The organism is Streptomyces asoensis (assembly GCF_016860545.1).
GTDB classification, from domain to species: domain Bacteria; phylum Actinomycetota; class Actinomycetes; order Streptomycetales; family Streptomycetaceae; genus Streptomyces; species Streptomyces asoensis.
Window position 1 is genome coordinate 596,338 of sequence record NZ_BNEB01000003.1, and the last position, 12,836, is coordinate 609,173.

Here is a 12,836-nt window from a genome sequence, read left to right on the forward strand (position 1 = left end):
ACCGATTCCCCGATTCACCAGTTCACAATTCAAGAGTCGAATCTCTACAGAGTCTGTCCGTGGACGGACGGCGTTCACCTCGGTCTCCCCGCCGCCCCGTTCGGGCTCAGGATGTCTCCTGCCCGAGAGAGCCGCCGGAACACCCCCCGTTCACGTCCGTTCTCACCCGTTTCCGGCGGACGGCGCGACTCAGCCGTCCGTGCCGCTCTCGTCGTGCCCGTCCGCCAGGGCCTCCTCCACCGTGGCGTGCACGGTGAAAACCGCGTCCGCTCCGGTGATCTCGAAGACCCTCGCCACCACGGGCAGCATGCCCGCCAGATGGACCCCGCCACCGGCCGCTTCCGCCTTCAGGCGGGCGCCGAGCAGCACGTTCAGCCCGGTGGAGTCACAGAACTCCAGACGGGCGCAGTCCACCACGAGGCGACTGATCCCCTTGGAGAGGCAGTCGTCGAGTGGCTCACGCAACAGTTCGGCGGTGTGGTGATCGAGCTCACCCGCCGGGGTCACCACGGCGCTGGAGCCTTCTTGCCGCACCTCGACCAGAAGCCGGCCAGACTGTGCGCTGCCGACCGTCCCGCGGTCCATGCCGTCTCTTCTCCTGGGGTTGTTGACTCTTGCTGACGCCCTCGAACCTTACGCCTTCGGCCCGCGCCTCAACACCCGAACAATCGCACACAAACGGACATAACCCTACAAAATGCACTTGCGGCGGGGCAAGTAAAGCGGGTAGGGCTAGGGGGACACGCAACCGACACGGCCGGCTTTGGAGGCGCCGCACACCGAAGTGCGCTGACTGGCTTCGGCAGCCATACGCCGAGAACGATGGAGGACATCATGTCACCCCGGCTCGACGCACCGCCTACCCGCGGAGCGACGTCGACACCCCCTCCGGAACACGAAAATCCGAAACCCATCGCGCGGGACGCGGCGGACGTCGACCCCACCGACGCCCTCGCCGGCCTTCCGGAGATCCCCCCGTACGACGAGGTCACGGCCGTCGACGCACGGGCCCTGTCCAAGACGCTGTTCGCGCGGCTCGAGTCCCTCGAAGAGGGCACGTACGACTACTCGTACGTCCGTAACACCCTCGTCGAACTGAACCTCGCGCTGGTCAAGTTCGCCGCCTCCCGCTTCCGCTCCCGCAGCGAGCCGATGGAGGACATCATCCAGGTCGGCACCATCGGCCTGATCAAGGCGATCGACCGGTTCGAGCTGGCGCGCGGCGTCGAGTTCCCGACGTTCGCGATGCCCACCATCATCGGCGAGATCAAGCGCTTCTTCCGTGACACCTCGTGGTCGGTGCGCGTGCCGCGCCGGCTCCAGGAGCTGCGGCTCGAACTGGCCAAGGCGGGCGACGAACTCGCCCAGCAGCTCGACCGGGCGCCGACCGTCGTGGAGCTCGCCGAACGCCTCGGCATCACCCACGACGAGGTCGTCGAGGGCATGGCCGCCTCCAACGCGTACACGGCCGCCTCGCTGGACGCCCAGCAGGAGGACGACGACTCCGAGGGCACCCTCGCCGACCGCATCGGCTACGAGGACCACGGGCTCGAAGGCATCGAGTACATGGAGTCGCTGAAGCCGCTGATCGCCGAACTCCCGGCGCGCGACCGGCAGATCCTCTCCCTCCGCTTCGTCGCCGGGCTGACCCAGTCGGAGATCGGCGAGGAGCTCGGCATCTCGCAGATGCACGTGTCACGGCTGCTGTCGCGAACGCTGGTGCGGCTGCGCAAGGGCCTGACGGTCGAGGAGTAGGACGGCGGCACGCGCGGGCAGCCCCACGGCGCTGCCCGTCGTCGCGTGCGACGCGTCCGCACTCCCGCGCGCCCCGTGCGGCGCGCACCCGTACCCGACACCCCGCACCCCGCACCGATGTCCGTGACCGGCCCCGCCGGCCACGGACATCGAAGCCCACGGGCGTCCCGACTCCGTGCGCGCGACCTCCGGGCCGGGGCGGTGGTCTTCTCGTTACCCCGGGAAACCTCCCCACGGGCCCCTCTCGCCGCTAGGGTCACCCTCACCCCAGACTGACCAGTACGTCAGCAAGCGGATGCTGCCCCGGCATCCGGCGAGGAGGCGACCCCCATGGCCCCTGCCGACGGTGTCGGCGACGGCGACGACGTGAACGCCGGCGGATCCGACGGTCACGACCGTCCCGACGCGTACCTCACCGACCGGCTCCGCGCCGCCCCCGCGGCCGCGTACCCGGCGCTGCGCGTGCTGCGTGCCCGCCACCATCCCGCCGTCCTCGCCTACGCCCGCGGCTGCACGACGAGCGAACCGGCCGCGCGGCGCCTCGCGGCCGAGGCGTTCACCGTCGCCGCCCGGGAGACGGCCCGCGGCAACGACCCCGGCGGCCCCTGGCGGCACCAGCTGCTCCTGCTGTCCTGGCAGGTGGCCACGGCCTGGGCCGCCGACGACCGGGCCGCCGGGCTGGACGCGGGACTGCTGCTCGTCCTCAGCAACGCGGCCCCCGGCGGCCCGGTCCCGCCCCTGCTCGCCGCGTTCCGTTCGCTGCCCTCCCGCGCGCGGGGCCTCGTCTGGTACGGCGTGGTGGAACGCGAGCCCGCGGAACGGACGGCCACGCTGCTCGGCCTGACCCCCGAGGACGTCGCGTACGGCACCGGCCCCGCACTCCAGGCGCTGGCCCAGGCCTGTCTGCGGCACCGCCTCGCCGCCTCCGACGACCCGCGCTGCGTGGACTTCCGCCGTCTGATCGAGGGGTCCGTGCGCCCGGACGCCCCGCGACACAGCCCCGACCTCGACGCCCACAGGGCGCACTGCCCGCACTGCGCGACCGCCTACGAGGAGCAGTGCGCGCTGCGCGACACCCCGCGCGCCGCCCTCGCCGAGGGGCTGCTGCCGTGGGGCGCGACGGCGTACCTGACGGACGAGCGCGAGCCGCCGGGCCCGGCCCCGCGCGCCGCGCGCAGACCGGCCGGCCGGGCCGTGCTGGCCTCGGCGGCGCTCGGGATCGCCGTGGTGCCGCTGCTGGTCCTGCTCGTCGCCCAAGGGGGCTCCCCGAACCAGGACACGGCGGGGAACGTCACCACCGGAACGCCGGCCGCACCGCCGCCGGTGACCGTGACGGCGACGGTCTCCGCACCGCCCGTGTCCTCCCCCGCGGCTCCCTCCCCCTCCCCGACGCCCAGTTCGCCGCCGTCCCGCACCAGCGCGCCGCCGAAGCCGAAGCCCACCCCCACGGCGTCCCCGACGCGTGCGCCCGGCGCGGCGTACGCCCAGGTCGTGAACGTGGCCAGCGGACTCTGCCTGGAGGTCGGGGGCGACTTCGACAACGGCACCGACGTGGTGACGGTCCCGTGCTCCGCCTCGCCCAGCCAGCGATGGCGGGTGGACGCGGGGCGCGGGGTGCTCCAGTCCTACGCCGACCAGGACTTCTGTCTGGACAGCAGGGGGTCCGTGGACAAGGGCGTGGGGGTGTGGGAGTGCGCCTCCGTGGAGGGCGACCACGGCGCCAACCTGCGGTTCACCGTGGACGCCGACGGGACCGTCCGTCCGGCCGTCGCGATCCTGACGGCGCTGACGGCCGACGTGGGCGGCGGGGTGTCGCTGGAACCGCTGGACGAGGCCGGGGACCAGCTGTGGCGGGCCGGAGCCGCCTGAGCCACCCGGGTCGTACGCGGGCGGCTGTCCTCATGCCGGAATCCCGTCGGCCGGAATCGCGCCGGTGACTACGCTGGCCCAGCCCTCTGACCAGCAGAGCCGCTGGGCCGGACGCGTCATCTGCCCTGAGGAGCCCGAAGCCCGTGCCCGATTCACCTGCATCAACTGCGCCGCCTGCATCACCTGCCTCCCTCTCATCCTCCGTGTCGCCGTCCCGACTCGGGCGGCTAGCCGACGTCCCCGTCCTGCTCGTCGCCGCCGTCTGGGGCTCCAGCTATCTCGCCGCCAAGGGCGTGACGACGGCGGACACCGTGACGGCCGTGCTGGTGCTGCGGTTCGCCGTGGTGCTGCCGGTGCTGGTGGTCGCCGGACGGCGGCGGCTGCGGGCGCTGAGCGGGCCGCAGTGGCGCGGAGCCGGGATGCTGGGGCTGATCCTGGCCGCGATCTTCCTGCTGGAGACGTACGGCGTGGTGCACACCTCCGCGACCAACGCCGGTCTGATCATCAGCCTGACCATGGTGTTCACCCCGATCGCGGAGAGCCGGGTGCGCCGGGTGCGGCTGCCCGGGGCCTTCATGGCGGCGGCGGGGCTGTCGGTGCTCGGCGTGGCCCTGCTGACCCAGGGCGCCGGGTTCACCGCACCATCCGGGGGCGACCTGCTGATGCTGGGGGCGGCCGTCGCCCGTACCGTGCACGTGCTGGCCATGGCCCGCGCGGACTCGGTTCGGGGCGCCGGCGCGCTGTCGCTGACGACGGTCCAACTGGGTTCCGCGGTCGCCGTGTTCGCGGTGCTGGCAGCGGTGCCGGGAACGGGCGCGTCCCCGTGGGCGGCCGCGGTGGACTTCGACGGCGGCGACTGGCTGGGGCTGCTCTACCTCTCGGTGTTCTGCACGTTGTTCGCGTTCTTCGTGCAGATGTGGGCGGTCCGCCGTACGTCGCCGTCCCGGGTCGGTCTGCTGCTGGGCACCGAACCGGTGTGGGCCGCGGCCCTGGGCATCGCGCTCGCCGGGGACCGGCCGGGGTGGCCCGGCCTGGTGGGCTCGGTGCTCGTGCTCGTCGGCACCGGGTGGGGACGGTCGGTGGCGGACCGGCGCGGCGAACCGGACCGGGCACGGGACCCCGAGGAGAGCCCGGCTCAGACGAGCCGTACGCCGCGTCGCCAGACGCCCGAAACGAGCGGTACGCCGGGCCGGTAGGCCAGGTGGACATGGCTCGGGGCGTCGAGGAGCGTCAGGTCGGCGTACGCGCCCGGCGCCACCCGTCCCACGTCGGTGCGGCGCAGGGCAGCGGCCCCGCCCGCCGTCGCCGACCACACCGCCTCGTCCGGGGTCATCCCCATGTCCCGCACCGCGAGCGCGATGCAGAACGGCACGGACGACGTGAAGGACGAGCCCGGGTTGCAGTCCGTGGAGAGGGCGACGGTGACCCCCGCGTCCAGCAGCCGCCGGGCGTCCGGCCACTCGGCGCGGGTGGAGAACTCGGCGCCGGGCAGCAGCGTGGCCACCGTATCACCGCTCGCGAGGGCGTCCACGTCCGCGTCCGTGAGGTGGGTGCAGTGGTCGGCGCTGGCCGCGTCCAGCTCGACGGCCAGCTGCACACCGGGCCCGTGGGAGAGCTGGTTGGCGTGGATGCGGGGGTGCAGCCCCTTCGCCTTGCCTGCGGTGAGGATCGCGCGGGCCTGGTCCCCGTCGAAGGCGCCCTTCTCGCAGAAGACGTCGATCCAGCGGGCGTGCGGCGCGCAGGCGTCGAGCATCTCGCCGGTGACCAGGGCCACGTAACCGGCCGGGTCGTCGGCGTAGTCGGGGGAGACGATGTGGGCGCCGAGGTAGGTGACCTCGTCGGTGTGGGCGGCGGCCAGGCGCAGGGCGCGGGCCTCGTCGGCGACGGTCAGGCCGTAGCCGGACTTGGTCTCGAAGGTCGTGGTGCCCTGGCGGAGGGCCTCGGACAGGAAACGGGTGAGGTTCGCCTCGAGTTCCGCGTCGGTGGCCGCCCGGGTCGCCGCCACCGTCGTGCGGATGCCGCCCGCCGTGTACCCGCGGCCGGACATGCGGGCGTTGAACTCCTCGGTGCGGTCGCCCGCGAAGACCAGGTGGGAGTGGGAGTCGACGAAGCCCGGGAGGACCGCCCGGCCGCCGGCGTCGACCCGGTTGTCAGTGGCGGGTGCTTTGCTTGATTCACCGGTCCACACGACGCGGTCGCCCTCGACGACGACGGCCGCGTCCCGGATCAGACCCAGGGGAGAGTTGTCGCCGAGGGAGGGATCGTTGGTGACCAGCGTGGCGATGCCCGTGATGGCGGTGCTCGTGCCGGTCGTGCCGGTGCTGCTGTTCATCGTCGTGTCCTCGTGGTCGACGGGGGCGGGAGAAGGGGCGGCCGCGGCCGCCGGGGCCGGGCGGGCGGCGGTCAGGAGTGCAGGGCCGCCACGGCCCGCGCGAGGGCCTGCGGCACATCCGGTACGAGGGTGTGCGCCCCGTCGCGTACGACGTGCCGTCCGGCCACGACCGTATGGCGCACGTCCGCCGCGGTCGCCGCGAATACGGCCGTCTCGGCGCCGAGCCTGGGCACCGGGCCCGCGGTCCTGACCGAGTCGAGCGCGATCGTCGTGAAGTCGGCGGCCGCACCCGTCTCCAGGGTGCCCGCGTCCGGGTTGCCGAGGGCGGCGTGCCCGTCGGCGGAGGCCGCGCGCAGCAGGGCGGCCGCCGTCCAGTGCCCCCGGGTGCGGGTGCGCAGCCGCTCGTTCAGCTCCATCGCGCGGGCCTCTTCGAGGAGGTCGATGACGGCGTGGCTGTCGGAGCCCAGGCAGAGCGGTGAGCCCGCGGCCTGGAGGGCGACGGCCGGGCCGATGCCGTCGGCGAGGTCCCGTTCGGTCGTCGGGCACATGCAGGTGCCGGTGCCGGACCGGCCGAGGAGGGCGATGTCCTCGTCGGTGAGATGGGTGTTGTGGACACCGGTGGTGCCCGGCCCGAGGACGCCGTGGTCGGCGAGGAGCCGGGTGGGCGTGCGGCCGTGGGCGGCGAGGCAGGCGTCGTTCTCGGCGGTCTGCTCGGACAGGTGCACGTGCAGCGGCGCCCGGCGCTCCTGCGCCCAGCCCGCCACGGTCGCCAGCTGGTCCGCGGGCACGGCCCGTACGGAGTGGACGGCGGCCCCGATCCTCGCGTGATCCCGTTCCTTGAGAAGTGAACAGCGTTCGGCCCAGGCGTCCGCGTCGCCGTCGGAGAAGCGGAGCTGGTGGGCGTCGGGGGCCTTGCCGAACCCGGAGGACACATAGGCGGTGTCGAGGAGGGTGATCCGGACGCCCGCCTCGGCGGCGGCCTCGATCAGGGCCTCGCCCATGGCGTTGGGATCGGCGTACGGGGTGCCGCCGGGGGCGTGGTGCAGGTAGTGGAACTCGCCGACGGCCGTGATGCCGGCCAGCGCCATCTCGGCGTACACGGCGCGGGCCAGCCGGTGGTAGGTGTCCGGGGTGAGCCGGTCGGCGACCGCGTACATGACCTCGCGCCAGGTCCAGAAGGTGCCGGAGCCGACCTGGACGGTGCCGCGCAGGGCACGGTGGAAGGCGTGGCTGTGGGCGTTGGCGAGGCCGGGAAGGGTCAGGCCGCGCAGGATCTCGGCGCCGGGCGGCGGGGTGCCGGTTCCCGTCCGGACGGCGGTGATACGGCCGCCCGTCACCTCCAGGGCGACGCCCGGCTCGACGGCGGTGTCGAGCCAGGCGTGCTCCAGCCAGTACGTCCGTGTCCGCTGCGGGGAGGTCACCTGCGGGCCAGTCCTTCCAGTACGTCGGCGAGGGCGTGCACCCCGGCCACGCAGTCGTCCTCGGCGGCGAACTCGGCCGGGGAGTGCGAGACGCCCGTGGGGTTGCGCACGAACAGCATGGCGGTCGGGACGGTCCCGGAGAGGATTCCGGCGTCGTGTCCGGCGCCGGTGCCCAGGACGGGGACCTTGAGGTCGGTGTCGGTGCCGAGGATCCGGCCGAGTTCGTCCCGCAGGGCATGGTCGAACTCGACGACGGGCGTGAACGACTCGCGTACGACGTCCAGGTCGATGCCGTGGGCCCCGGCGTACTCGCGGGCGGCCTGCTCGACGCCGGTGACCACGGTGTCCAGGGTGGCCTGGTCGGCGGCCCGCGAGTCGAGCCAGCCGCGCACCAGGGAGGGGATGGCGTTGACGCCGTTCGGTTCGACGGAGATCTTGCCGAACGTGGCGACGGCGCCCGCGAACCGCGCCTCGCGGCGGGCGGCCAGCACGGTCTCGGCGTACGGCAGCATGGGGTCGCGCCGGTCCACGAGCCGGGTGGTGCCCGCGTGGTTGGCCTCGCCGCGGAAGTCGAACCGCCAGCGGCCGTGCGGCCAGATGGCGCTGGCGAGGCCGACCCGGTCCCCGCTCAGGTCGAGCGCACGCCCCTGCTCCACGTGCAGTTCGACGAAGGCGCCGATGCGGGCGAGCCGCTCCGGGTCCGCGCCGATGGCGTCGGGATCGTGCCCGGCGGCCTCCATGGCCTGCGGGAGGGTGACGCCGTCGCCGTCAGTGAGCCGGTGGGCCTGCTCCCGGGTGAGCCGGCCCGCGGTGAGCCGGGAGCCGACGCAGGCGAGCCCGAAGCGGGCCCCCTCCTCGTCGCCGAAGTTGACGAGGGCGAGCGGCCTGCCGAGCGTGACGTCCCGGGCGCGCAGTTCGTCGAGGGCGGCGAAGGAGGACACCACGCCCAGGGGGCCGTCGAAGGCGCCGCCGTCCGGCACGGAGTCGAGGTGCGACCCGGTGACGACGGCGTCCCCGGCGGCCGGGTCGCCGAGCCACGCCCACTGATTGCCGTTGCGGTCGACCTCGTACGTCAGGCCGCGTGCCTCGGCCTGGGTCCGGAACCAGGCGCGGCAGTCGGTGTCGGCGGCGGTCCAGGCGTAGCGGCGGTAGCCGCCGGAGTCGGCGTGCCGGCCGATGGGCGAAAGCTCGCGCCACATGTCCTGGAAGGACGCGCGGGCCGCCGCCGGGCGGGGGCCCGCGGCCGCCGGCCGGCGGTCACCGCGCGGGGCGGTGGGGTCCGGCACCGAGAGCTCGTCCCGCACCGGCCGCGCGCCGCCCCGCTCGTCTCCCGGAAGGGTCACGCGTCGTCACCCTCGCGCATCGGGACCCGGACACCGCGTTCGTCGGCGACGGACTCGGCGATGTCGTACCCGGCGTCCACGTGCCGGATGACACCCATGCCGGGGTCGTTGGTGAGGACGCGGCGGATCTTCTCCCCGGCGAGCGCGGTGCCGTCGGCGACGGTGACCTGGCCGGCGTGGATGGAGCGGCCCATGCCGACGCCGCCGCCGTGGTGGATCGACACCCAGGACGCCCCGGAGGCCACGTTGACCATGGCGTTCAGCAGGGGCCAGTCGGCGATCGCGTCGGAGCCGTCGAGCATGGCCTCGGTCTCGCGGTACGGGGAGGCGACGGAACCGCAGTCGAGGTGGTCGCGGCCGATGGCGAGGGGGGCCGCCAGCTCGCCCGACGCCACCATGTCGTTGAAGCGCTCGCCGGCCTTGTCGCGCTCGCCGTAGCCGAGCCAGCAGATGCGGGCGGGCAGTCCCTGGAAGTGGACGCGCTCACCGGCCAGCTTGATCCAGCGGTGCAGCGACTCGTTCTCCGGGAAGAGGTCGAGGATCGCCTTGTCCGTCTTGTGGATGTCGGAGGCCTCACCGGACAGGGCGGCCCAGCGGAAGGGGCCCTTGCCCTCGGAGAAGAGCGGGCGGATGTAGGCGGGGACGAACCCGGGGAAAGCGAACGCCCGGTCGTATCCGGCCAGTTGGGCCTCGCCGCGGATGGAGTTGCCGTAGTCGAAGACCTCGGCGCCGGCGTCCAGGAAGCCGACCATCGCCTCGACGTGCTTCGCCATCGACTCGCGGGCCCGGGTGGTGAACCCGGCCGGGTCCTTCGCCGCCGCGTCGGCCATGTCCTCGAAGGCGATCCCGGTCGGCAGGTAAGCCAGGGGGTCGTGGGCCGAGGTCTGGTCGGTGACGATGTCGATCGGGGCGCCCATCGCGAGCAGCTGCGGGACCAGCTCGGCCGCGTTGCCGAGGACGCCGATGGAGAGCGGCCTGCGCTGGTCGCGGGCCTCGACGGCCAGCTGGAGGGCGTGGTCGAGGTTGTCGGCCTTCACGTCCAGGTAGCGGTGCTCGATACGGCGGTCGATGGCGCGCGGGTCGCAGTCGACGCAGATCGCGACGCCGTCGTTCATCGTCACGGCGAGGGGCTGGGCACCGCCCATGCCGCCGAGTCCCGCGGTGAGGGTGATCGTGCCGGCGAGGGTGCCGCCGAACTTCTTCGCGGCGACGGCGGCGAAGGTCTCGTAGGTGCCCTGGAGGATGCCCTGGGTGCCGATGTAGATCCACGAACCGGCCGTCATCTGGCCGTACATGGTGAGACCGAGCTGCTCCAGGCGGCGGAACTCCTCCCAGTTGGCCCAGTCGCCGACGAGGTTGGAGTTGGCGATGAGGACGCGCGGGGCCCACTCGTGGGTCTGCATCACGCCGACCGGGCGGCCCGACTGGACGAGCATGGTCTCGTCCTGCCTGAGGGTGCGCAGGGTGCGGACCATCGCGTCGAAGGAGCGCCAGTCACGGGCCGCCTTGCCGGTGCCGCCGTAGACGACGAGCTTGTCGGGGTGTTCGGCGACCTCGGGGTCGAGGTTGTTCTGGAGCATCCGCAGGGCGGCTTCCTGCTGCCATCCCAGGGCGCTCAGTTCCGTACCGCGTGGCGCTCGTACGGGGCGGGGTCCTGACATGGTCTGCCTCCTTGCGGACGGGTGATCCCGACGATGTTCCTCTTGTTATTCACATCCTGACCCGATGAATAGAACTAGTCAATACGCCGGGCGCCCACGAGCGGGGAGTGGCCGGTAGTGGACGCCCCGTGCAGCCGGGGCGGAGGCAGGGCCGGGAGCGCGGACCCGGAGCCGACGGACAGCGGGGCAGCGGGGCAGCGGGGCAGCGGGGCAGCATCAGGCGTGGCGGGGCCGGACAGGGGGCGCGCGGGTTGCGTTCACCACCCCTCGCACCACCGCACGCCGTTGACATGCGCCGGTGGGCCCGTGTTGAACGGGGAGGGAGGGGCAGCCGGGACGCCGGAAGGGGCCGGGACGGGGACAGCCGACCCACCTTAGTCTCCTCGCCGCATGTTCCGCCGGAAAATGCCAGAAGACTCATCCTTCCCGCATACGTTGCGTAGCGTCTCCATCACTCAGCCGAACGGCAGGCGGGAGGGGAGCCCAACGATGCCCGGAATCGACGAGTGTCTACTGGAGGCCATGCGGCTGCCCGGTGCCAGGGGCGCCGCGCTGGTCGACTGGACGAGCGGGCTGGCCCTGGGCTCGGTCGGGGAGTTCCCCGGCGGCGACCACGAGGCGGCGGCCGCCGAGGCCGCGGAGGTCGCCCGGCTGACGGCGGAACAGCGTGCGTTCAGCCCCGACGGCTACGGCGGTGCCGAGGGCTACGGCGGCCCCGGCGGACCCGTCGGCGACGGGACGCAGCCCTCGGCCCCCGGGACCGCGGCCGGGCCCGGGTCCGGGGCCGCCGATCCCCCGGTCGAGGACCTGATCATCAGCAACCGCGACAGCTACCACGTGCTGCGCTTCGTACCGACCTCCTTCGACAGCAGCGTGTTCCTGCACGTGTGGCTGGGCCGGCCGGACGGCAACCTCGCGCTGGCCCGGATCCGGCTGGGCGAGATGGCCGGACGGCTGGTGCTGGGGTGACCGCGGTGAGAACGCCCCCCCAGGGGACGACCCCGCCGCCCCGGCTGCCCGTCCGGGAGAAGTCGGCGCCCCGGGAGCGCGGCGGCGGCCTGTCGCCGATGCTGACCCGGCTCGCCGCCGAACGGGCCACCGGCGTCCTGGAGCGCGAGCGCGGTTCGCTGTATCTCGCCGAGGGCCGGGTGGTGCACGCCGAGAGCCCGTTCGCCCCGGGCCTCGACGTGCTCCTCCTGGCCCACGGCACCCTCGCGTCCGCCGTCTGGCAGGACGCGGTCGACCGGGCCGACGAGGAGTACGGCGCCGCCCGCCTCCTGCTCGACGCAGGCCGCGTGCCGCGGGGTGCGCTGGAGCTGTGCCACCTGGAGGCCGTGTACGACGCGGCCTACTTCGCGCTCACCCCCAGCAGCACCCCGGGCCACTTCCGCTACGGCGCCGGGCACTGGCTGGGCGCGCTGCGGCCGGTCCCGGTCGAGGCGGTGGAGCGCGAGACGCTGCGCCGGCGCGAACTTCTGAACCGGCTGTGGCCCGACCCGCTGACGGACGGGGCGCCGCTGCGGCGCTCCGAGACCACCGCCGCACCCACCCCGACCGCCCGGCAGAGCGCGGTACTGGCCCTGGCGGACGGCGTGCGCACCGCCTCGGACATCGCGCGGGAGCTGGGCCGGCAGGCCTTCCACACGCTGGTGGACGTGCGACGGCTGGCGGCGGCGGGCCTGCTGACCGGCCTCTTCCCGCCGCCCCGGCCGCACCGGCGGCCGCCCGGGCCCCCGGTCCACCCCGGTCCGACCGCGGGCCCCGCGGCCCCGGACCCGGCACCGGGCATCACCCTGCCCCGTGTCAACGACCCCGACATCACCCTGCTGAAGAGGCTCAGGGATGCGCTGGAGGCCCTTTGAACGGCAGCGACCGCGCGCCGAGAGGAGCGAGCTGATGGTCTCCGAGCCCGAGATACTCGACGAACTGCGGCGGCTGCGGGCCCGGGTGCCCCAGTTGACCGGCGCGCTGACGGCGGGGGTGGACGGTCTCGTCCTCGCCCACGACACACCCGGTGTGGAACCGGAGGTGGTGGCCGCGCTGACGGCCGCCGCCCTCGGGGTCGCGGTGCGGATGGCGGACACCACGGGCCAGGGGGACTTCCGCGAACTGCTCGTGCGCGGTGTCCACGGCTACGTGGCCACCTACGCGGCCGGCGAGAGCGCGGTCCTGACCCTGCTCGCGCAGGACCGCGTCAACGTCGGCCGGCTGCATCTGGAGGGCCGCCGGGCCGGGGCCCGCATCGGGGAGCTCGTCGACGCGTGGGAGGTGCGGGCGCGGGAGGCGAGGACGGCCTCCGCGGACGCGTCGGCCAGGGCGCCGGCGAAGACCCCCGCGAAGCCGCCCGTGCGCACGCCCGCCAAGCCACCTGTCGTACGGACCAGATCGGCGCGCGGGTCGGCGACGACCAGCGCGCGTACCACCTCGGATAGTTGAGAAGGAACCAGGAGCACAG

11 protein-coding genes are annotated in these 12,836 nt (G+C 73.8%); 6 read left to right on the top strand and 5 right to left on the bottom strand.

The features are described 5' to 3' along the window. Positions 1 to 189: 189 nt before the first annotated feature. Entirely contained in the window at positions 190 to 585 is a 396-nt protein-coding gene (locus Saso_RS15355; RefSeq protein WP_189920660.1) for an STAS domain-containing protein, read from the bottom strand. A gap of 237 nt (positions 586 to 822) precedes the next feature. Between Saso_RS15355 and Saso_RS15360 the strand changes: the two genes are divergently transcribed. The 3 genes from Saso_RS15360 (at position 823) to Saso_RS15370 (ending at position 4,820) form a co-directional block, all read left to right on the top strand. Further along, positions 823 to 1,755, top strand: a complete 933-nt coding sequence (locus Saso_RS15360; protein WP_189920661.1) for an RNA polymerase sigma factor SigF — start codon at positions 823 to 825, stop codon at positions 1,753 to 1,755. Positions 1,756 to 2,085: 330 nt separating this feature from the next. Then, entirely contained in the window at positions 2,086 to 3,624 is a 1,539-nt protein-coding gene (locus tag Saso_RS15365; protein WP_189920663.1) for an RICIN domain-containing protein, read from the top strand. Positions 3,625 to 3,827: 203 nt separating this feature from the next. After that, on the top strand, positions 3,828 to 4,820 hold the full coding sequence (locus Saso_RS15370; RefSeq protein WP_229901208.1) for a DMT family transporter: 993 nt from the start codon (positions 3,828 to 3,830) through the stop codon (positions 4,818 to 4,820). On the opposite strand, the gene hutI is transcribed toward Saso_RS15370, so the two are convergent. The 4 genes from hutI to hutU all read right to left on the bottom strand — a co-directional run bounded on the left by hutI (position 4,760) and on the right by hutU (position 10,381). Then, a complete protein-coding gene (gene hutI / locus Saso_RS15375) occupies positions 4,760 to 5,956 on the bottom strand; it encodes an imidazolonepropionase (RefSeq protein ID WP_189920667.1) in 1,197 nt (398 codons plus the stop codon). The two genes, Saso_RS15370 and hutI, sit on opposite strands and share 61 nt — an antisense overlap. Positions 5,957 to 6,027: 71 nt before the next feature. After that, on the bottom strand, positions 6,028 to 7,377 hold the full coding sequence (locus Saso_RS15380; RefSeq protein WP_189920669.1) for a formimidoylglutamate deiminase: 1,350 nt from the start codon (positions 7,375 to 7,377) through the stop codon (positions 6,028 to 6,030). Further along, the gene (locus Saso_RS15385) at positions 7,374 to 8,576 is read right to left on the bottom strand and encodes an allantoate amidohydrolase (RefSeq protein WP_189921393.1); all 1,203 of its coding nucleotides are present in this window, start codon (positions 8,574 to 8,576) and stop codon (positions 7,374 to 7,376) included. Before Saso_RS15385 ends, Saso_RS15380 begins: the two co-directional genes overlap by 4 nt. Before the next feature lie 140 nt (positions 8,577 to 8,716). After that, complete coding sequence (gene hutU / locus Saso_RS15390; RefSeq protein ID WP_189920671.1) at positions 8,717 to 10,381, bottom strand: urocanate hydratase; 1,665 nt, start codon at positions 10,379 to 10,381, stop codon at positions 8,717 to 8,719. 489 nt (positions 10,382 to 10,870) lie between these two features. Between hutU and Saso_RS15395 the strand changes: the two genes are divergently transcribed. Genes Saso_RS15395 through Saso_RS15405 form a run of 3 tightly spaced genes read left to right on the top strand, consistent with a single transcriptional unit; the run spans position 10,871 to position 12,817 of the window. Then, the gene (locus Saso_RS15395; protein WP_189920673.1) at positions 10,871 to 11,350 is read left to right on the top strand and encodes a hypothetical protein; all 480 of its coding nucleotides are present in this window, start codon (positions 10,871 to 10,873) and stop codon (positions 11,348 to 11,350) included. Further along, positions 11,347 to 12,243: a transcriptional regulator gene (locus Saso_RS15400; protein WP_189920675.1), complete on the top strand. Its 897-nt coding sequence runs from the start codon at positions 11,347 to 11,349 to the stop codon at positions 12,241 to 12,243. Before Saso_RS15395 ends, Saso_RS15400 begins: the two co-directional genes overlap by 4 nt. 34 nt (positions 12,244 to 12,277) lie before the next feature. Continuing rightward, complete coding sequence (locus Saso_RS15405; RefSeq protein ID WP_189920677.1) at positions 12,278 to 12,817, top strand: roadblock/LC7 domain-containing protein; 540 nt, start codon at positions 12,278 to 12,280, stop codon at positions 12,815 to 12,817. The last annotated feature ends 19 nt before the right edge of the window (positions 12,818 to 12,836 follow it).

What these genes read in the sequence shown, in the direction of transcription:
- Saso_RS15365 (WP_189920663.1), top strand. Translation starts at nt 2,086, where the DNA reads ATGGCCCCTGCCGACGGTGTCGGCGACGGCGACGACGTGAACGCCGGC.
- Saso_RS15385 (WP_189921393.1), bottom strand. Translation starts at nt 8,576, where the DNA reads ATGTGGCGCGAGCTTTCGCCCATCGGCCGGCACGCCGACTCCGGCGGC.
- Saso_RS15395 (WP_189920673.1), top strand. Translation starts at nt 10,871, where the DNA reads ATGCCCGGAATCGACGAGTGTCTACTGGAGGCCATGCGGCTGCCCGGT.
- hutU (WP_189920671.1), bottom strand. Translation starts at nt 10,381, where the DNA reads ATGTCAGGACCCCGCCCCGTACGAGCGCCACGCGGTACGGAACTGAGC.
- hutI (WP_189920667.1), bottom strand. Translation starts at nt 5,956, where the DNA reads ATGAACAGCAGCACCGGCACGACCGGCACGAGCACCGCCATCACGGGC.
- Saso_RS15405 (WP_189920677.1), top strand. Translation starts at nt 12,278, where the DNA reads ATGGTCTCCGAGCCCGAGATACTCGACGAACTGCGGCGGCTGCGGGCC.
- Saso_RS15360 (WP_189920661.1), top strand. Translation starts at nt 823, where the DNA reads ATGGAGGACATCATGTCACCCCGGCTCGACGCACCGCCTACCCGCGGA.
- Saso_RS15355 (WP_189920660.1), bottom strand. Translation starts at nt 585, where the DNA reads ATGGACCGCGGGACGGTCGGCAGCGCACAGTCTGGCCGGCTTCTGGTC.